Consider the following 20,777-nt stretch of genomic DNA (forward strand, 5'->3'; position numbering starts at 1 on the left):
GGTTGAGTATCTGAATTGGATTCGGTTTACTCGTAAGAGGCGGAGCGCGCCGCGTGCGGCGCCCGCGCTTTTGGACCTGCTCCGCATCGTGAGTGCGCGGTCGCGCCCAGCCACGATGCGGAGCGCGACATCGCCGTACAGGTAGGCAGTAGCCAAGCTCGGGAGTACAACGTGCCCATCGGGTTCGAGATCGATGAACGGGTCGCCGGGATCGCGCGGCGCACCACCGAGTTCGTACGGGAGGTGGTGATACCCGAGGAGCAGGCGTGTGACGGCGATGTCCACGCCGGACCGGAGCCGCTGCGCCGCCGACTCCAGGACGCGGCCCGCGAGGCGGGGGTGTTCGCCCCGCACGTCGGCGCCGAATGGGGCGGACTCGGACTGGACCTGTGCGGGCAGGCAGTGGTCTTCGAGGCGGCCGGGTACTCGCTGCTGGGGCCGCTCGCGCTCAACTGCGCGGCTCCCGACGAGGGCAATACGCATCTGCTCGAGGTGGTGGCCACGGAGGAGCAGAAGGAGCGGTATCTGCGCCCGCTGGCGGCCGGTGAGACGCGCTCGTGTTTCGCGATGACCGAGCCGGCGCCGGGCGCCGGCTCCGACCCGCGTGCGCTCACGACGACCGCGACGCGGATCGACGGCGGCTGGCTGATCGACGGCCGCAAGTGGTTCATCAGCGGCGCCGACGGGGCGGCCTTCGCCATCTGCATGGCCCGCACCAGCGGCGGCCCCGGCGACCCGGGCGGCGCGACGATGTTCCTCATCGCCGCCGACAACCCCGGCATGAAGATCGTCCGGAATATCGACACCCTGGACCAGGGCCTCTTCGGCGGGCACAGCGAAATCGCCTTCGAGGGCTGCGAGGTCGGGGACGAGGCCGTACTGGGCGAGGTGGACCAGGGCTTCGCGTACGCCCAGGTACGCCTGGGGCCCGCGCGCATGACCCACTGTATGCGCTGGCTCGGAGTGGCCCGGCGGGCGCAGGACATCGCCCTGGAACGCGCGGCGGACCGTTCGGCCTTCGGCAAGCCGCTGGCCGAACTGGGCATGGTGCAGCAGATGCTGGCCGACTCCGAGATCGACATCGAGACCGGCCGGGCGGTGCTGTGGCGGGCCTGCTGGGAGCTGGACCAGGGCCGCCCGGCCGCCCAGCACACCTCGATCGCCAAGATTTACGTCTCCGAGGCGGTGAACCGGGTGGTCGACCGGGCCGTCCAGATATGCGGTGCGCTCGGCATCTCTGGGGACGCCCCGCTGTCGCGGCTGTACCGCGAGGTGCGTCCGTTCCGTATCTACGACGGCCCTTCCGAGACCCATCGCTGGGCCGTCGCCAAGCGCGCGGTGCGGGCGGCGCGGGAGCGGAGGGGCACTCGGTGACCAGTTCCGGGACGACCGTGGCCGGAGTCGACGTGCCCGCGTTGCAGCGCTACTTCGAACGCCACGTACCCGAGTGCGAGGGCCCGCTCGAGGTCACGCTCCTGCAAGGCGGGCGCTCCAATCTCACCTACGCGGTGACCGACGGAGCACACCGGTGGGTGCTGCGCCGACCGCCGCTGGGGGTGCTGACACCGACCGCGCACGACATGGACCGCGAATACCGCGTCGTCGCGGCGCTCGGCGACACCGCGGTGCCGGTCGCCCGAGCCGTGCTGTCCTGCACGGACCCGGAGGTGATCGGGGCGCCGTTCTGTGTCGTCGGCTTCGTGGAGGGCATGGTGCTGCGCGACGGCGACGAGGCCGCCGCCCTCCCGCCCGACGACCCGCGGCGCGCCGCTGACGCGCTGGTGGACACCCTGGTCACACTGCACTCGGTGGACGCCGCCACCGTCGGGCTCGGCGACTTCGGCCGACCCGACGGCTATCTGGAGCGCCAGGTGCGGCGATGGCGTGGGCAGTGGGACAAGGTCGCCACGCGGAGCCTGTCCGACCTCGACGAACTGCACGGCAGGCTGGCCCGTTCCCTGCCCGCGAGCGGCGCCCCGGCCATCGTGCACGGCGACTACCGCCTGGACAACGTCATCCTGGCACCCGCCGACTTCGGGCGGATCGCCGCGGTCATCGACTGGGAGATGGCCACGCTCGGCGATCCCCTCGCCGACCTCGGGATGCTGCTCATGTACTGGGACCGGACCTGCGAACCGGTCCTCGGGGCGCGGCATGTCCCGACGGCCAACCCCGGTTTTCGATCGGGGCGCGAACTGGCCGAGCGATACGCCGAGAAGTCCGGACGGGACATCGGCGCCCTGCCGTATTACCAGGCCCTGGGCTGTTTCAAGCTCGCCGTCATCGCGGAGGGCATCCACGCCCGCTTTTCGGCGGGACAGACGGTCGGAACGGGATTCGAACGGGTCGGATCCGCGGTGCCCGCGCTGCTGCGCTCGGGGCTGGAGCTCCTGCCGTGACCACTGACACACGAGACGAAGGAGTACCCGTGCGAGACCGACTGTCCGGACAGATCGCCCTGGTCACCGGCGCCACCGGCGGCATAGGAACCACCGTCTCGCGGCGGCTGGCCGCCGAGGGCGCCACGGTGGTGGTGACCGACGTGGACGCCGACCGCTGCGACCAGCTGGCGGAGGAGCTGACGAAGGAGCCGGCCGCCGACGGAGCGCGGGCGCTGGGCCTCGCGCTGGACGTGAGCGACGAGGAGGCGTGGCGCGGCGCGGTCGAGCGCGTGGTCTCCGAACTGGGCGGCCTGTCCGTGCTCGTCAACAACGCGGGTGTCGCCCAGATGCGCACCGTGGAGACGGAGACCCAGGAGTCTTGGGACAAGGTCATCGCGGTGACCCAGGGCGGTGTCTGGCTCGGCATGAAGCACGGTGGCCCCGCGATCGAACGCTCCGGTGGCGGCTCGATCGTCAACATCGCGTCGATCTTCGGCACGGTGGGCGGCTTCGGCAGCCAGTTCTCGTATCACGCGGCGAAGGGCGCGGTCCGGCTGATGACGAAGAACGCCGCGCTGCACTGGGCCACGCGCGGCGTCCGGGTCAATTCGATCCATCCCGGTTTCATCGAGACCCCGCTCTCCCGCGAACTGTGGCAGGGCACACCGCGTCACACCGCGATGGTCGAGGGCACCCCCATGGGGCGGCTCGGCAGGCCGGAGGAGGTGGCGGGGGCCGTCGCCTTCCTCGCGTCCCAGGACGCGAGCTTCGTGACCGGCTCCGAGCTGTACGTGGACGGCGGGTGGACGGCGCGCTGACGGGGCACTACCCGGTGTGTGAGGCCGTCGCGGTGGCGGTGTCCGCGGCGGTCAGTCCGAACACCAGGGCAGAGGCGATGCCGCCGGCGTAGGCGCGGTGCCACAGGCCGCCGGTGTCCGACCCGGCCGCGAGGAGCCCGGGGAGCGGTTCGCCGTCCCCGCACAGTACGCGGGCCCGGTCGTCGACGCGGATCCCGTGGAAGGGAAAGGTGATGGCCGGTACCGCCTCGATCACGTAGTACGGCGGTTCGTCGAGCGGGAGGCGGTCCAGCTTCCGGCCGGGCACCGGCTCCAGCCCCGCCGCGGTGTGTTCGTTGAACAGCTTGACCGCGTCGCGCACGGCACCGCCCCGATATCCCCATTCCTCCGGAAGGTAGGCCAGTTCGTCGAGGTCTTCGGCGAGTCCCACACGGCCGCCCCGCTTACCGGCCAGCGCGAACTTGTCCACGGCGACCGCGCCTTCGACGTAGCTGCCGACGACCCAGTCACGGAACACCCGGGCGTCGGCGATGAGAAGGCCCCGGCTCTCGGGCTGCTCCAGCAGGGCCATGGCCGTGAGGTGGTCGCCCAGCGTCTCGTCGACGAACCGGTCGTTGTCCACGTTGAACAGGAGGGCGTGCTCGCTGTAGTAGAGCGACAGGTCGACGAAGTCCGCCGGGTCGGCGAAGGGGATGCCGCTGGGGATGAGATGGCCGTAGAAGCCCGCGTCATCGTGGCCGGTGGCGGCACCGACCCCGGTGGCCAGACGGTAGCCACCGCCGCGGCTGAAGGGGTTGGAGCGGAGCCGCATGCCCCCGGCACGGGGGTGCACATGCGCGGCGCCGAGTTCCGGATCGCCCTGAAACCCGCCGGTCGCGATGAGCGTGGACCCGGCGCGCACATGCGTGCGGGTGCCATCGGCCAGTCGCAGCTCCGCCCCCGTCACGACACCGTCCTCGACCACCAGCCTTTCGGTGCACGTTTCCAACAGCAGCGCGCCACCGCCTCGGCGGATGGTTTGACGACAGGTGGCGACATACTGATGGGTGTCGAACTGGTGCCCGCGGCCGAAACCGAGAACGCGCTGCGCGTCCTTGATGTCCACGCCGAGGGAGCGGATCCATGAGATGCCCTCGGGGAACCGATCCACGAGGGCGCGCTTGAGCGCGGTGTCTCCATGCGGATTGTGCTGGTCCATGATGTCGTGGCTCGGCGCGGTCCATGCGTAACCCGCGAAGAGCGCGGAACCGCCGACGTCCTTACCGATCTCCACGACCGTGACGGACAGACCATTGCGAACCGCGCGGGCACCGGCGGTCAACCCCGCCATACCCGCGCCGATGATGAGCAGATCGACTTCTTCCGCGCGCACGCGACTCCCCTCCGGTTCTGGGACGACCCTCCCAGCAAAACCGAATCCAGTTCAAAGAGCAAGCACTGGACCGACATCGGCCAGCCAGAATCGGTATCACCATGACCGAAGTGGATTCTCTTGTGTTGAGGGGCGCGGGTGGCGCTGCGGCCGCGGGGGTGGCGCTCAGCGCTCCTGTAGCGCGGCCAGCGCGTGAACGGTCTCGGCGGTGTCCGGGTACAGCCGCCGGTAGAGGGCGTACAGCTCGTCATAGCGCCCGGCGTGTTCGGCGCGCGGCGTCACCGTCTCGCGCACCGGGTTCCAGTCGTCGATGGAGGCCTCCCCGACGAGCTGGGCGGCCAGCAGCGCGTCACCGTAGCCCGCGCCGATGGTGATGGTGCGCAACTCCTGTGGGCGGCCGGTGATGTCGGAGACGATCTGTGTCCACAGCGAGCCCTGGGTGCCGCCACCGACGGCGACCATCCGGCGAATGTCGCCACCGACCGCCTCGATGACCTCGATGTTCTGGCGGACGGCGAACCCGGTGGCCTCGAGCGCGGCCCGGTAGAGGTCGCCGCGGGTGTGGGACAGGGTCAGCCCGGCGATCACTCCGCGGGCGTCGGGGTCCATGATCGGGGTGCGCTCGCCGGAGAAGTACGGCAGCATCAGCAGGCCGTTGGCGCCGACGCCCGACTCGGCGGCCAGCGCGGTGAGTTCGGCGTGGTCGCCGTCGGCGAACAGGTCCTTCAGCCAGTTGGCGACCGCGCCGGAGGTGGCCATGCCACCGGCCAGATTCCGGGTCCCTGGCAGGGCGCCGACGGTGCCCCACAGGGACGGGCTGGTCAGCGGCTTGGGCACGGTGTGGATGAGGAACATGGTGGTGCCGTACATCAGCATCAGATCGCCGATGTTCTGCGCACCCACGCTCAGGGCCTCGGCCCAGGCGTCGATGGTGCCGGTGGTGACGGGGATTCCGGCGGGCAGGCCGGTCGCCGTGGCGGCCTCGGGGGTGAGAGCGCCGGCCGCCTCGCCGGGCCAGTGCAGCGGCGGCAGTTCGATCCCGGGGGCGACCTCGGCGGCCCAGGGGGCGTACCACTCACCGGCGAGCGTGTCGTACAGCGGAGTGCACTGGCTGGCCGAGTGGTGGTCCAGGACGTAGTTTCCGGTGAGCTTTCTGACCAGCCAGGAGCTCGGCATGTACAGGCGCTTGGCCCGCGCGTAGAGCTCGGGTTCCTCCTCGGCGATCCACGCGATCTTCGGCCCGGCGGCCTGGGTGGTCAGGGCGGAGCCGCCACGGCGGATGATCTCGTCGGCGCCGAGCCGCGCCTCGATGCGCTGGATCTGGTGGACCGAGCGGGTGTCCACACCGTAGAGCACGGCGGGGCGCAGCGGGGTGTCGTGTTCATCGGTCAGCAGGACGCAGGGCCCCATGCCGCTGACCCCGACGGCGACCACGGCGGTGTCCTCCGTGGCGGTCAGCTCGCGGGCGAGTTCGGTGAACTCGCGCCACCAGACGGCGGCGTCCATCTCGAAGTGGCCGGGACCCGGTCTTGCGGGGGTGTGCTCCCGGGTGGCCGAGCGGATCAGTGCGCCATCGAGACCGACGAGGACGCCCTTGGTGCTCGAGGTGCCGATGTCCACTCCGATGACTGCGTTGCGAGGCATGGCGAGCACGCTGACAAAAAACGATTTCAGCGTCAAGGTGACCCCGCGGATGGCCTTGCCCTGGCGAAAAGCCATATCAGCAGCGCGCGTCGGCACCCCGCCATCGACCGCATGTCTCGCCCCTTGACACTCCCTGACACTCCTTGACACCCCTTGACACCCCTTGGGCCCCGCTCCACGTTGCGGTGAAATGGATTGCAGACGTGCTGTGCCGCACCGCTGGTGACGCCGTTTCGGGCCGACCAGACGTCAGTCGTGCGGGTGGGAGGCGTCCCGGTGGGGAGTGTTCCCATGAGTGGCGGCCCCGGGCCATGACGGCTGCGTATCGACGATGTGGCCGAGGAGATGCAGCGGCGCGGCGCCGACCCCGGCCGCCTCGACCGCGTCCCAGTAGGCATGCGCATGGGAGGCGTCGACCAGCCCGTGGACCAGTGGCAGGCCGGACACGGCGGTGTGCAGCAGGGATTCGAGTCGGCAGGAGGCGACCGTGCCCGGCAGCCAGGACCGTTCCGCGTAGCCGGAGGCGGCGGCCGGTGGCAGGTCGTCGGCGATGTGCCGCTCGGTGTCGCCGACGGCGAGCAGTCCGCCCCCGACGGTCAGCACATCGCGCTGCTCGCGCATCCGGGCGAGGGCGCGTGTGGTGTCGAAGCAGTGCGGGAAGGAGTCGTCGACCACGACGGTGCCGGGGCGTAGCCGGTCGATGTCGAGAACGGACGTGCCACCGCTGCCACCGCTGACGGCGGTGACGATCAGGTCGGCCTCGTACACCGCGGCGGGAAGGGCCGGTGCGGACTCGGCCGTCGCCACCGACCCGGCCAGCCCGTTCCCGCGCAACTCCGCGGCGAGCGCCCGCAGGCGGGGCGCGCTGCCCGCGACATCGCACAGCAGCAGGTGAGCGGGCGGGCGCGGAGCGCGGGTGAGGAGCAGGTTGAGGGAAGAGGTGCCGATCGAGCCGAGTCCGACCATGGCGACGGTCAGGTCACTCAGGTCGAGTTCGGTCGTGGCGAGCGCGGCGTGAACGGTCTTGACCACGGACACTGCTGTGGCGGCGTGGCCGGTGGTGACCGCCGTCGCCCCGTCGGTGGCGCGTACCACCTCGAATCCGTAGCCGGTCAGCGCGGGGATCATGCCCGCCAGGGAGACACAGCGGGCGCCGAGGTGGGCGGCGTGGCTGACGGCGCGGGTGGTGTGGCCGGTGAGCGCGCTTCCCGCGGCGAGTTCATCCGCGAACAGCGGCAGCGCGACGAACGCGGAGCGGCCCAACGGCGTGCCGATCTCCTCCAGGAGGCGGGGACCGCCGTCCGGGAAGAGCAGATGCCGCATGTGTTCGCGGGTCAGGTCCGCTTCCGGGATCCCGGCGAGCGCCGCGAGGTGGCCGGGGGCCGGGAGATAGCCGATGAGCGCGGCGTCCGTGTGGGATGTGCGCGGGGCAGGGGCCAGGGCAAGGCGCGGACGTGGCGTGGCCGCCTGGGTGAGCTCGTCCCGCAGGAGGCGGGTGAACGCGGCGAAGGCGGGCGCATCGAGGGCAGCGGCCGAGGCCCGCAGGGTGACACGCAGCTCGTCCCCGACCGGCCGCACGGCCAGGAACACATCGGTTCCCACCGGCGGCGGGGCGAGTTCCGTGTCGTGATGGTCCCAGTCGAGGGTGAGGGTTGCTCCGGTGGGTGAGCCGAGGGCGGAGAAGTCCAGGTAGCTGAAGAGGAATTGGGTGGCCCTCGGCAGACCGAGCGGGGTGGGTGGGGCAGTCGGGATGGGCGAGCTGTCGGAGGGCCCACCGCCGGTGGCACGGCCGATGCCGCCGTCCGCGCCGCCAGTGTCGGGGCCGGTGTCGCCACTCGTGCCGCCGCCGCTGGCGTCACCAGCGCCGTACGTCCGTGCGGTCACAGCTTCCTCGGTGATCCGGAGCAGGTCCGCCCGGAAGGAGTGGAACGACCGGCCGGGCGTGGCCTCGGCACCCGTCTCCGCCACGGCGGGGCGCAGCGGTACGGCGGCCGCCAGGGGGCCGAACAGCCGACTGATATCGGGCAGTTGGTGGTCGCGTCCGGTGACCGCCAGGCCGAGGACGAGGTCCCGCCGGCCGGTGAGGCCCGCCAGAGCCCGGTAGTAGGCGGTCAGGACGGGGGCGTACGGCGTGGCGCGGACGGTGGTGGCGAGGTGGCGCAGCCCGGCCGTCAACTCGGCGTCGAGCGTGAACCCCGCCGACCTGAACTCCGCGGAGCCGGCCCCGGTGGCCCCGGCACCCGCCGGCTCGCCACTCCGTGCGCCCGAGCGGCGCAGGTCGGGCCGCTGGTACGGGATGGCGTGGCGGGCCTGCCAGGCGATGGCCGCCGGGTCCGGGCCGTGGCTCGTATCCGGCCGCTGGAGCAGGCTGACGTAATCGCGAAAGGTGCTGCGCAGCGGTGGCAGCCCGATCGGCTCGCCACGGCTGAGCCGGTCGTAAATGGTGATCAGTTCCCGGCCGAACAGGGCCGCGCTGTAGCCGTCACCGATGAGGTGGTGGGCGTGGACGACAAGCGTGTGCTCGTCGGGGCCGGTGGTCAGCACGCGCAGACGCAGCAGTGGCCACGCCCACGGTTCGAACCGACGATGGCGCTCGTCGGCGACCCGCTCCTCGACCAGGTCGGGCGATGCCGGCGTCTCGAAGTCGACCGGGAGCCGCAGCGTGGGCGGCAGCTCCTGTTGGACGGGCGGGCGGGCGCCCGCGGGGAAGACGGTGCGCAGCATGGGGTGGCGGACGACGAGGGCATCGACCGCGCGCTGAAAGAGATCGGCCCGCAGCGGACCACGCAGGCGCAACTGAGCAAGCCACGCGGACCCGGAGCCCGGCGCGATGGCCTCGGCGACCAGAAAACCGCGCTGGGTGGGGGTGAGGGGGTATGGCGTGAGGTCCGCACCAGCGAGGTCGGAGGTGGCGCCGCTTGCCGGAGCGGGCGAGTTGCCTGGATCGGCCACGTCCGCCGGAACGAGCGGGATTCCCGAAGCTGCCGGGTCCGATGCCTGATCAATCGCGGCGGTCTCGTCCACAGTGACTGCCGCGTCCGCAGCGGTGGCCGTATCCACGGCCGTGGCGAGGGCGGTGAGCGTGCTGTGCTCGTAGATGACCGTCGGCCTCGGCAGGGCAGCCCCCGGCCGTTCCCCCTCGTACGCCTTCTCCAGTCGCGCGAACACTTCCAGGACCAGGATGGAATCGCCACCGAGCGCGAAGAAGTCGTCCTCGCGGCCGACTTCCGCGACGCCCAGCACCTCGGACCAGATACCGGCCAAGGCACGCTCGGTCGGTGTGGCCGCCGGGGTGTCACGGGTCCGCGGCGAGGTCGTACCCGTCGCCGCTCCCGTGTCCGCGTCAGCGGCCGTCGCGTCGAGTCGGCGGCGGTCGACCTTGCCCGTGCCCGTGAGCGGCAACGCGTCCAGGAATCGGAATCGGCTCGGGAGCATGTAGTCCGGCAGGGTGCCGCCCAGGTGGGCGCGCAGCTGTGCCGGATCGGGGTCGGGGCCGCCCGGCAGGGGTTCCACGAAGGCGGTCAGTCGGCCGTCGCGGTGCAGTACGGCAGCCTCGGCGACCCGGGGATGGGTCTGCAGCACCGCTTCGATCTCCCCCGGTTCGACCCGGCGGCCGCGGATCTTCACTTGGTCGTCGAGACGGCCGAGGAACTCCAGTGCGCCGTCAGGGCGTTGGCGGACCCGGTCGCCGCTGCGGTACCAGCGCTTGCCGTCGCGCTCGGTGAACGCCGCCGCCGTGAGCGTGGGATCACCCAGGTATCCCGGTGTCAGCCCCGTTCCAGCGATGAGGAGTTCGCCGGGCTCGCCGACGACGGTGCGGTTGCGCCCGTCCTCGGCCACCACCGCGACCTCGGTGCCGGAGATGGGACGGCCGATCGGCAGCCGCCGCACCTCGTCGCCGGGGCGGGCCTCGATGAGGTGGCAGGTGGCGTTGATGGTGGTCTCCGTCGGCCCGTACAGGTTGGCGATGCGGTGGCCGGGCCCGAACAGGTCGTACCAGCGACGGACATGTGCGGCGGGCAGCGCCTCCCCGCCGACGTGGATCCAGCGCAGCGCCGACAGGTCGGGGCGGGGCGCGCCGCGCCGTACCCGGGTCTCGGCGGCGGTCAGCAACCGTTCCCACAGCGTGGGCACCGAGCTCCACACGGTGATCCGGTCCCGTACGACCCGGTCCAGCAGCGCCTCGGGGTCGCGGACCAGATTCCGCGGCAGGGTGTGAACGGTGGCTCCGACCAGCAGCGGTGCCAGCAGTTGGCGTACGGACGCGTCGAAGCACACGGAAGCGGTCTGGGCCAGCCGGTCGCCCGCGCGGTAGCCGAAGGTGTCCACGGCCCAGTCCAGGTAGTTCATCATCGCCCGGTGGGTGATCGGTACGGCCTTGGGGCGGCCGGTGGACCCTGAGGTGAAGATGACGTAGGCGACGGCGTCGGGGGCGGGGTCGGGGTCGGCTACGGGGTCGGGGTCGGCTACGGGAAGCAGTGCCGGTGCCGGTGAGGGGTCGTCGATGGCCACCGTCGTCACGTCGTCGAGCGTGTCGGCCCTCGCTCGGGTGGCCTCGTGGCACACCACGTGTCGGGCCGTCGACCGGTGGAGCTGGTCGGCCAGGCGCGCGGCGGGGTGGGTGGCGTCCAGCGGCACCCACCCGGCCCCGGCCCGCAGGATGCCGACGACACCGACGACGGTGTCGGCACCCGGCTCGGTCAGCAGGCCCACCAGGTCCCCGGGGGCGACGCCACGGGCGCGCAGCCGGTCGGCGAGTGCGGCGGCGGCCCGGTCGAGTGCGCCGTAGGTCATGGTGGCGTCGCCGGTTGCGACCGCGATCTGGTCGGCGGCCGCCCGGAATCGTGCTGAGAGCCGCTGAACGATCCCGCGCCCGGCTGCGGGCAGCGGGGTCGGTGCCGGTGCGGGTTCGGGTGCGGGTTCGGGTGCGGGAATGTCCCTTCGGGTGGGCGTGGCGAGTTCGGCCAGCTCCGCCAATTCGGCGAGGTGTTCGCGTGCCAGGCGCTCCACGGTGGTCCGGTTGAGCAGCCGCGCTGGGAAGTTCCAGGAGAAGTGCAGGGCTCGTTCGCTCTCCCAGCACAGCAGTCCCAGGCGCGTGGCGGCGGATGCGGTACGCGCCGCTGCCGGGCGCACCGTGACCGGGCAGTCGGGGTCGGTCGTGGCGGGGAAGCGGGCGAAGCTGAACCCCGCCGGGGAGGCGGTACGCGGTCGGGACCCGGTGGTGGGCAGCAGCCGGGCGATGTCCGGGCTGGTGAGCCGGGCGTGCCGCTCCGCGTCCAGCCAGATCGCGCGCAACCGCTGTGCCAGGGCGGGCACGGGCTCGTCCGGGTCGACGGTGGCCGACAGCGGCAATGTGTCGGCGAGCGGGCCGACCAGCCGGTCGAGACCGGCCAGCCGGAGTTCGCGGCGGGCGCGCGCCACGTTGACCGCGATGCCACGCTGCCCGCTCCACCGCGCCAGACAGCGCACGTACGCGGCCAGCAGCAGGTGAAAGAGCGAAACGCCGTGGGCGGCGGCGCACTCGCGCAGCGCGGCGGTGAGGTCGGGGTCGGTGGCCACCTGGTGTGCGGTGAGCGGCGCCGCGGGCGGCCCCTCCGGGTCGCCGTCCCAGGGCAGGTCCAGGGGCGTGGGGTGGGCGTGGGTGTGGGTGTGGATGTGGGTGTGGATGTGGGCGGTGAGTGCGTGGGCAGTGAGTGCGTCACGCCAGTACCGCCGGTCCTCGGCGAACTCCGGCGAGGACCGTTCCGCCTCGACGGCGGCGGCGTAGTCGGCGAAGCCCGCTTCCAGCGGTGGCAGTTCGGGTGCACGGCCGTGCACGAGGGCGGTGTAGACCGACCACAACTCCTCGCCGAGGACGTTGAGGCTGAATCCGTCCGCGGCGGCGTGGTGCAGTACGAGCAGAAGGTGGGCGAGGTCGGCGCGCTCGCGCACCAGCACCGCACGTACCGGCGCCTCGGTGGCCAGGTCGAAGGGGCGATTGCACAGCGCCTCCTCCAGGTCGGCCAGGGGGCCGTCGGCGTGGCGGATCTCATACCAGAAGGGCATGGTGTGCGGTTCCGGGGGAGCCACGTTTTGGGCGGGTGCCGTGCCGTCGGTCCCGATCCTGACGCGCAGCATCGGGTGGCGCTCGGCGAGCAGCGCGAGCGCCCGGCCGAGCAGACCGGCGTCCAGGGCGCCGCTGATGGTCTGGCGCACATACGCGTACGCGGCGACCTCGGGGTGCAGCCTGCCGCCCGTGTGGAAGGCCAGTTGCACGGGTGTGAGGGGCAGCGGGACCCCATCGCCGAACGCTGTCGTCCGGCCGGTGTCGGCGGGGTGCGGCGGGGGCGCGGGCGGCTCCGTCTCCACCTGGTCGGTCGACAGATGGGCGGCCAGCTCGCCGATCGTCCGGTACTCGAAGAACAGCGTGGGCGGCAGGGCCCGGCCCAGCTCCGACTCCAGCCTTCTGACAAGGTCCACGGCGGAGAGCGAGTCCAGCCCCATGGTCAGGAACTGCTCGTCGTCGCCGACCTCGGCGGGTGAGCGGTGCAGAGCCTCGGCAAGGAGGCGGCGCAGAACGCCGGTGATGTGTGCGGGGGCGGGGGCGGCCGTGCCGGTGGCGGGGGCGGGGGCCGTGCCGGTTGCGGGGGCGCCGGTCCCGGACATGTCCGTGGCGGAGGCGACACGCTCGGGCCCGGCGGCGCTCGACACCGCGAACTCCAACCTGGCGGTCCCGGACACCGCGGCGCCGGGGCGGACGGTGGCAGGCTCGGCCGTCAGCTCGGCCACCACCAGCTGCGCGGCGTCGATGCCGCATGCCACATGCAGCGCGGCGAGGCCCGCGCCCGGGGTCAGTGGCGCTACGCCACGGGTCGTCGCGGGGGCGGTTCGCGACCGGGCTCCGGCGGCCAGGCCGGTTTCGGCGAACGCGGCGAAGTTGAGCGATTGCCACGGGCGGCCGGCCGCGCGTTCGGAGGCGGCGAACGCGTCGAGGAAGGCGTTGGCCGCGGCGTAGTCGCCGAGCGCACCGGCCAGGCCGGGGAGCACCGAGGTGACCGAGGAGAAGGCCACGCACACCGCCGGACGGTGGCCGTGGCGCCACAGGGCCCGGGACAACAGGTGGCTGCCGCGCACCTTGGCGGCCAGCACCTCGGCCATCTCCTCGAGCGACTTGGTCCGCATCGTGCCGGGGCGCACCACTCCCGCGGTGTGGAACACCCCGTCCAGCGGCGGCAGATCCGCGACCAGGGCCTCGGTATCCGCCTCGGCGGACACATCCGCCACGCGGTAGTCCGCCGTGGCGCCGAGCGCGTCGAGTTCGGCCATCAGACTGCTCGGCGGACGGGCCGAACGGCCGGCGAGGACCAGGGTCGGCTGGCCGCGCCCGGCCAGGTCGCGCGCGAGGGCGGCGCCGAGCCCGCCCGTACCGCCGGTGATCAGATAGGTGCCGTCGGGTGGCAGCGGCGAGGACGAGGGCGGCGCGCCGGCCGCCACCGCCACGGGGGTTCGGACCAGACGGCGGCCCGCTCGCCACGCCACCGTGCCGCCGACGTCCGGCGCGTTCTGCCCGAGCACCTCCCGCTCCAGGGCGTCGAGCCGGGTGTCCAGGGAGTCGTACGAGGACAGGTCGACGCCGTACGCGGTGAGGCGCGGGAATTCCTCGGGGAGCGCGAGCGCCAGGCCGGTGAGCAACGCCTGGGCGGGGCGCAGCCGTTCGGTGGTGGCGCCGGTGGCGTGCACGTCCTCGGTGACCGCCAGCAGACGGCCACTGCCCTGGCTCATCGATGGGAGCAGGTCCCGCAACGTGGTCAGTACGGTGTGCGTCGAGGCGTCGAGGTCCGTCACGGTCGCGCACTCAGTGGCCGGTCCGGCGAGCCAGAGGGTGAGTTGCGCGGGTGGTTCGGCGAGGGAGGCGTCACCGTCCCGGCGGACCGTGACACCGCGCCGCTCCAGGCGGTGGGCCAGCGCACGGGCCAGCTCCGAGTCCGGCCCGACCAGCCGGATGGTGTGCGGTGTGTGCGGTGTGTGCCGTGTGTGCCGTGTGTCCAGTGTGTCCCCGTCCGGCGCGGGAGGCGTCTCGCACCAGGTGACGCGGTGCAGCGGCACTGACGCTGCGGGGTCGGGGTTGTGCTTCCCTCGGTGCTCGTGCCGGTGCTCTGGCCAGTGGCGGCGGCGCTGGAACGGGTACGTCGGGACGGGCACGCGTGCCCGTCCCTCGCCCAGTGCCGAGTGGTCCAGGTCCACCCCGCGCGTCCACAGCCGCCCCAGGGCGGTCAGCAGAGCCTGTCCGGCGTCGACACCAGTGGCGGCTCCGGCGCCCGGGGCCGCCAGCGCGAACACCTCCGGCGACGGATCGCAGTCGGCCGCCACGGCGCGGACCGGCCCCAGCAGGGTGGCGCCGGGCCCGAGCTCGACAAACGTGTCGTACCCGTCGTCCAGCAGCCGCTCGACCGCGGCGCCGAAGCGCACGGGCCGCAGGGCGTGTTCGCGCCAGTGGGCCGGGTCCAGGGGCGGCTGCCACTCGGCGGTCAGCGTGCTGAGCAGGGGAATCGAGGGCGGGAGCGGGGTCAGTTCGGTGGCCGCGGCGGTGAGCGGGTCGGCCACCGGGCGCATCGTCGGCGAGTGGAAGCCGTGGGATACGGGGAGTTCGCGGACCGTGACCCCGTCGGCGGCCAGCCGCCCGACGGCCCTGGCGACGGCATCCGGCGCTCCGGCGATCACCACCTGCCCGGGGGCGTTGACCGCGGCCACGCACAGCGCACCGGCCGACTCGGCCACCACCTCGGCGACGGCGTCCTCACCGCCGCGTACGGCGGCCATGGCGCCCGGTTCGGCCAGTTCGCGCATCAGACGCCCCCGTTCGGCGGCGAACCGCACCGCCTCGGCCAGGGTCAGCGACCCAGCGACACAAGCGGCGGTGATCTCTCCGACGCTGTGCCCGGTGACGGCGTCCGGGCGCACGCCCCAGACGCGCAGCTGTCGGGCGAGCGCGACGCCGAACGCCACGAGCAGCGGCTGGGAGACCTCGGTGTGGGCCAGATCGGCGGGCGAGGCACCGGGGTCCAGGCACCACTGGGCCAGGGTGCGTCCGCGCACCTCGCCGACGAGGGCGGACGCCTCCTCCATCACACGGCGGAACTCCGGTGCGGTGCGGTACAGGGCGCGGCCGAGCCCCGGCCGCGCGGTGCCCTGGCCGGGCAGCAGGAACGCGAGCCGGGGCCGGGAGCGGACCACGGCGGGAGTGGTGTGGGCTTCGAGACGTTCGGCGAGGTCGCCACGGGACACCACTGCCAGGCGGTGGGGGCCGTGGTCGCGGGCGGTGTTGACAGTGGCGCACACGTCGCCCTCGTCGAGCTCCGGGTGAGCTCGCAGATGGGCCGCGAGGTCACGGGTCGCGGCCGCCAAGGCGTCGGCGCCACGCGCCGACAGAGTCAGCAGATGCGGGCCGTCTTCGTCTCCTGAGCCGTCCCGGCCCGCTGGGCCGACCTCCGGGCCGTGGCTCGGACCGTACTGCTCCTGCGGGCCGTCTTGAACACCTGGGCCGTGGCTCCGGCTGTCTTCGAGACCCGGGCCGTCGTCACCTGCGGCGTCCGCCTCAGGCGGGCTGGTGTCCAGCCGTACGCGGCGACCGCCTGGGCCGTGACCCGGACCACCCTCGACGCCCAAGGCGCCGTCGCCCGCGGCGTCCGTCTCACCCCGCCCGGCAGTGGCCAACCGCCCGCCGCGACCTGGCAAGCGCCGGGGCGCCTCCTCGAGGATGGCATGGGCGTTGGTGCCGCCGAAGCCGAAGGCGTTGATCCCGGCCACCAGCGGGCCGGGGGCTGTCCATGCGCGGTGCTCGGTGACCACCTGGAAACCGGCCGTGCCGTCGTCGGGGAGGGAGGCGGCGGGTGGGTCGTGGTGCAGTGAGGCGGGCAGCCGGCGGTGGCCCAAGGCCAGGGCCACCTTGACCAGGCTCGGCATGGCGGCGGCGTTGAGCAGGTGGCCGAGGTTGGTCTTCACCGAGCCCAGCAGTCGGGGGCGGCCGTCGGCGCGGGGCGGGAACGCCTGGGTGAGGGAGCGTAGTTCGACGGGGTCGCCGAGGGCAGTGCCGGTGCCGTGGGCCTCGATGTAGGACACGCTGTCGGGGTCGACGCCCGCGTCGCGGTACGCCTGGACGATGATCTCCCGCTGGGTGAGCGCGTTGGGGGCCAGCAGGCTCAGCGAACGCCCGTCGTTGTTCACCGCGGTGCCGCGCAGCAGGGCCAGGACCGGATCGTTCGCGCGGTGTGCGTCGTCCAGCCGGGCCAGGACGATCGCCGCGCCACCCTCCCCGGGGACGAAGCCGTCGGCCGCGGCGCTGAAGGCGTGGCAGCGGCCGGTCGGGGAGAGCACGCCCGCCTGCTCCAGCAGCCGGTGGCCGGTCGGGGCCAGCGCGAGGTTGACTCCGCCGACCACGGCGAGGTCGCACTCCCCCGACTGCAGGCTGCGGCGCGCCAAGTGCAGCGCGACCAGCGCCGACGAGCAGGCGGTGTCGACGGCGAGGGCCGGACCGGTCAGATCGAGGCTCTGCGCCACGCGGGCGGCGACGAGGTTGGGGAGGTTGCCGACCAACGCGGCGGGAGGCAGCCCGCCGTCCGGGCCGGAGGCCCGGGACAGCAGTTCGCGGTAGCCGCTCTCCCCGGTCGCGGCGAACACACCGATGCGGCGGCCCGCCCGCCGGGATCCCGCGTAGCCCGCGCGCTCCAGAGCTTCATGGGCCAGTTCGAGGAAGATGCGGGCCTGTGGGTCGGTCGCGGCCGCCTCCTGGTCGTCCATGCCGAAGTACGTGGCGTCGAAGCGGGACGGGTCGTCCAGGAAGGCGCCCCACCGGGCGGTGGCCTCCGGCCGGGGTGTCCAACGGGCGGCCGGTACGGGACCGACGGCGTCGTGGCCGGCCACGAGCCGGTCCCAGAAGGCGTCCGGGGTGTCCGCGCCGGGGAAGCGGCAGGCCATGGAGACGACCGCGATCGCTCCCGGGTCGGCGTCGCCTGCGGTGTCGCGAGGCCGAGCGGCGTCCGGCGGCCCGGCGCGCCGCGCCGCCATCACGTGTTCGGTCAGCGCGGCCACCGTGTCACGGTCGCGCAGCGCCGCCGGTGGCACCGTGACGCCGAAGGCGTCCTCCACCTCGGCGATCACCTCCATCGCCTTCAACGACGAACCGCCGACGGCCAGAAACCGGTCATGCGGGCCGATGGCGTGCTCGGGCACGCCCAGCACCCGCGCCCATATGCCAGTGACGGCCCGCGCAACCTCCCGCCGCGAGCCCAACGCCCCGCGGGCGGCCCCGGCGGCCGCGGCCAAACCCCCGCGCCCCCACCGCTTCTCCACCTCGGCGTAGTCCCCCGCCGCATAGCGCTCGCGCATCGCACGGCGCCGCAGCTTGCCGCTTGTCGTTCGGGGGAACGCGCCCGGTGGCAGGGGCAGCACCCGTACGTCGTCGTGGGCCAGGGCCTGCCGGACCCGTGCCGCCACCTCCGCCAGTACGGTGGCCGCCGCGCTCGGCGGACCGGGCCAGCGTACGAAGACCACCACCCGTTCCGTGCCGTCGACCGGGTCGGTGGAGCCCACCGCCGCGGCCAGGGTCGGTGTCGGCAGGCCGGGGGCGGCCGCCGCCACTTCCTCCAGGTCCGGCGCGTGGAAGGTGCGCCCGGACACGAAGAGCACGTCCTTGTGGCGGCCGGTGACGCACAACCGGCCGTCGGCCAGGAAGCCCAGGTCGCCGGTGCGCAACCAGCCACCCACGTACGTGGCCGCGGTCGCCTCGGGAGCGTTGCGGTAGCCGCGCGCCACCTGGGGTCCGCGCACCTGGATGTGGCCCACCCGCCGGTCGTCCAGCGGGCGGTCCGCGTCGTCCACGATGCGCACCTCGCACCCGGGCACCGGCAGACCGACGTCCATCAGCTCCACGGCGTCCGGGCCCCGGACCGTGTCCACCGCGTGGCCGCGGCTGAGGGCGGCCCGGTCCAGCACACGCTCCACCGCCACTTCGTCCAGGGGCGGGAAGGTGACCGCCAAGGTGGCCTCGGCCAGGCCGTAGACCGGCAGCGGTGCCCGCTCGTCGAGGCCGGACGTCCGCGCCTTCGCCACGAACCTCCGCCACACCGCCGGGGCGATCGGCTCGGCACCGACCAGGACCAATCGCACGGAGGTCAGGTCGAAGCGGGTGAACGCCTCGTCCGGGATCCGACGTACGGCCAGGGCCAGGGCGAAGTTGGCGGCGGACAGGAGGGTCGCCCGGTGGCGGGCCGCCGTCTCCAGCCACAGCGCCGGACGCTTGGCGAACGACAACGGTTCCAGCCGCACCTGCTTGGCGCGCGCGGCGAGCGGGGCCAGATGCGTGCCGATGAGCCCCATGTCGTGGAAGTACGGCATCCAGCTCGCCACCACATCGTCGGGCGTGATGGCCGCGGCGAGGCGCATCTGCTCCAGATTGGCCAGCACGGCGGCATGCGTCAGCTCGACGCCCTTCGGGGCTCCGGTGCTGCCCGAGGAGAACTGGACGAAGGCCATCTCGCCGGGCGTGGCCTCCGGCAGCCGGGCCGGCGGGCGGCCCTGCCGCAACTCGTCCAGCCGCAACGGCTCGACACCGTCGGGCAGTTCGCGCAACAGCCTCTCCGTGGCCCCGTCCACCGCCACCGGCGGACGGCCGAGCGATTCCCACACCGGCGCCACCCGCCGGACATCGGACGCGAGCGGCACCGGAATGAGACCGGCCAGCAACGCACCCCAGAACAACACCTGGAAGTCGTCGCCGCGGTCGGCGAGCAGCGGGACACAGGTACCGGGCGCCACCCCGGCCGCGAGGTAGCCACCGGCGGCGCACAGCGCCTCGTCCCGCAGCTCCGCGAAGGAGACGGTCCGCTCGCCACCGTCGCCTCGGACATGCACCAGCACCTGGTCCGGGGCCGCCTCTGCCGCGCCCATCAAGACCTGCGGGAGCGTGGTCTCGCCATTCGGTCCGGTCATCAAGCTCCCGCTCCCCAACTCACTTGCCCTCCTCTAGAGGGAGGCGCGAACGGAGCGGCGGGTTCCAGCCGGACGGCAATCCCTCACCCCGGCGTTGACCCAGCTCTCACCTCAGCGTTCGCACCAGGCCGCTCAGCGTCCGCCCCCTTCACTCCCGGCCGCTGCCTCGGTGAGCCGGTCCACCACGGCCTGGTAGTGGGTCAGGCCGTGGTCGACCCACTGCTGGGCGCTCTCGCGTCCCGTCCTGCCATAGGTGCCCGGCCGGTCACGCACCCCGCGGCTCACCATGAGGTCGACGAGTTCGACGAGGTAGTCGGCGGAGAGTTCGCGCTCGTAGTAGCCGGTGACGGCGAGCAGAGAGTCCAGCGGATGGTCGTACGGCGCGCCGGTGTCCAGCAGGAAGCGGACGTGATTGCGGAGGATGCGCAGCTCGTCCTCGTAGCCGTACGGCACTCTGCGGACGAGCCAGTCCACGGACACGTCGGTGAGTTCGCCGCTGACGGCTCCCCGTTCCCGCAGCAGGCGCACCTGTCGCTCCGGGTATGGATCCGTCCGGATGACCAGGTCGAGCAGGGTCTGACCGGCGGTGTTGACGGCGTTGATGTCGGCGCCCGCGTCGAGCAGGGACCACAGGACGCCCCAGTGCTCCTCGCCTTCGACCCGGCGGGTGGTGGGGTGGGGGCGGCCGGGGCCCGCGGCTGTGAACTGGGGTGCGTTGCCGAAGGCCGACTGGGCGCGCGGATCGGCGCCCGCCGCGAGCAGCGCGTCGACGGCCGCGGCCGAACGCGCCGCCACGGCGTGGTGCAGGGGTGTCGCGCCGTACTCGTCGAGCGTGCCGACGTCAGCGCCCTCGCCGAGCGCGGCACGCAGCGCGCCCACGTCCCCGGCGGCACACGCCCGCAGCAGGGCACGGCCAACCGGGTCGGGCGTACCGCGGGGCGGGAGTTCGAGGATGGCGAATGCCACTTCCTGGTTCGGCGGTGCGGCGCTGGCCAGCATGACGAACCGTGCTCCGGGGAGCCGTATCGCCACGCCGCCCAGATAGACGTCCTTCGCGAACTCCTCCGTCAGGAAGTCCATCGGGCCGAGGACGCCACAGAGTAACTGGACCACGGAGCGCCGCCGCGGGTCCTGTATGCCTCGCAGGAGGCCGAGCCATTCGTTCCCCTCTTCGCCGTCCGAGCCGTCCGGATCGTCCGCGCTGCCCGCGCTTTCCGCGGCTGTGCCGAACACGTCCTCGCCGAACTCGGCCGCCTCCGCCGCCCACTCCTCCTCGTCGAGTTCCGTCAGCCACTCCTCGTCGGGAAGTTCGTCGCCGAGGAGGTCCAGCGCCTCGTAGAGAGAGGGCGCGACACCGATGACGTCGAAGGGAGCATCCTCCTCATCCTCGAGCTCCTCGAACTCCGCGCCGGCGGTGGGTGCGGGTGCGGGTGCGGGTGCGGGTGCACCGAAGAGTTCCGCGAGGTCCGCGTCGTCGAAATACGTCCCCTCGGGGTTGTACTGCACGACCACATAGCGCCCGCCGGTCAACTCCTCCCGCAGCTCACCCGACTCGGCCTCCGCGAGACACCGCAACAGCTCGTCAAGATCCATGGCCGGAGTCTCGCAGCTGGGTCC

7 protein-coding genes are annotated in these 20,777 nt (G+C 73.0%); 3 read left to right on the forward strand and 4 right to left on the reverse strand.

Features of this window, described 5'->3' with window-relative positions:
- Positions 1–171 precede the first annotated feature (171 nt).
- From J2Z30_RS51370 to J2Z30_RS18765, 3 genes are read left to right on the forward strand one after another with little or no spacing between them, the layout of a single operon-like run.
- Entirely contained in the window at positions 172–1,374 is a 1,203-nt protein-coding gene (locus J2Z30_RS51370; protein ID WP_044568262.1) for an acyl-CoA dehydrogenase family protein, read from the forward strand.
- Entirely contained in the window at positions 1,371–2,399 is a 1,029-nt protein-coding gene (locus J2Z30_RS18760; RefSeq protein ID WP_044568264.1) for a phosphotransferase family protein, read from the forward strand. The genes J2Z30_RS51370 and J2Z30_RS18760 overlap by 4 nt, the downstream gene beginning before the upstream one ends.
- A gap of 29 nt (positions 2,400–2,428) precedes the next feature.
- Positions 2,429–3,199 (forward strand): SDR family NAD(P)-dependent oxidoreductase, encoded by a 771-nt coding sequence (locus J2Z30_RS18765; protein WP_044568266.1) that lies wholly within the window; start codon positions 2,429–2,431, stop codon positions 3,197–3,199.
- A 7-nt stretch (positions 3,200–3,206) separates the two neighbouring features.
- Here the strand turns inward: J2Z30_RS18765 and J2Z30_RS18770 are convergent, their stop codons facing one another.
- From J2Z30_RS18770 to J2Z30_RS18785, 4 genes are all read right to left on the reverse strand, one after another.
- A complete protein-coding gene (locus J2Z30_RS18770) occupies positions 3,207–4,550 on the reverse strand; it encodes an FAD-dependent oxidoreductase (protein WP_078956497.1) in 1,344 nt (447 codons plus the stop codon).
- Between the two features lie 165 nt (positions 4,551–4,715).
- Positions 4,716–6,194, reverse strand: a complete 1,479-nt coding sequence (locus J2Z30_RS18775; protein ID WP_044581028.1) for an FGGY-family carbohydrate kinase — start codon at positions 6,192–6,194, stop codon at positions 4,716–4,718.
- 249 nt (positions 6,195–6,443) lie between these two features.
- Complete coding sequence (locus tag J2Z30_RS18780) at positions 6,444–19,160, reverse strand: hybrid non-ribosomal peptide synthetase/type I polyketide synthase (protein ID WP_063790865.1); 12,717 nt, start codon at positions 19,158–19,160, stop codon at positions 6,444–6,446.
- A 132-nt stretch (positions 19,161–19,292) separates the two neighbouring features.
- Positions 19,293–20,753 (reverse strand): ankyrin repeat domain-containing protein, encoded by a 1,461-nt coding sequence (locus tag J2Z30_RS18785; protein ID WP_044568268.1) that lies wholly within the window; start codon positions 20,751–20,753, stop codon positions 19,293–19,295.
- Positions 20,754–20,777 lie beyond the last annotated feature (24 nt).

Source organism: Streptomyces iranensis (assembly GCF_017874715.1).
GTDB classification, from domain to species: domain Bacteria; phylum Actinomycetota; class Actinomycetes; order Streptomycetales; family Streptomycetaceae; genus Streptomyces; species Streptomyces iranensis.

Excerpts from the sequence above, each read along its gene's own strand:
- J2Z30_RS18780 (WP_063790865.1), bottom strand. The coding sequence starts at position 19,160 with ATGACCGGACCGAATGGCGAGACCACGCTCCCGCAGGTCTTGATGGGC.
- J2Z30_RS18785 (WP_044568268.1), bottom strand. The coding sequence starts at position 20,753 with ATGGATCTTGACGAGCTGTTGCGGTGTCTCGCGGAGGCCGAGTCGGGT.
- J2Z30_RS18775 (WP_044581028.1), bottom strand. The coding sequence starts at position 6,194 with ATGCCTCGCAACGCAGTCATCGGAGTGGACATCGGCACCTCGAGCACC.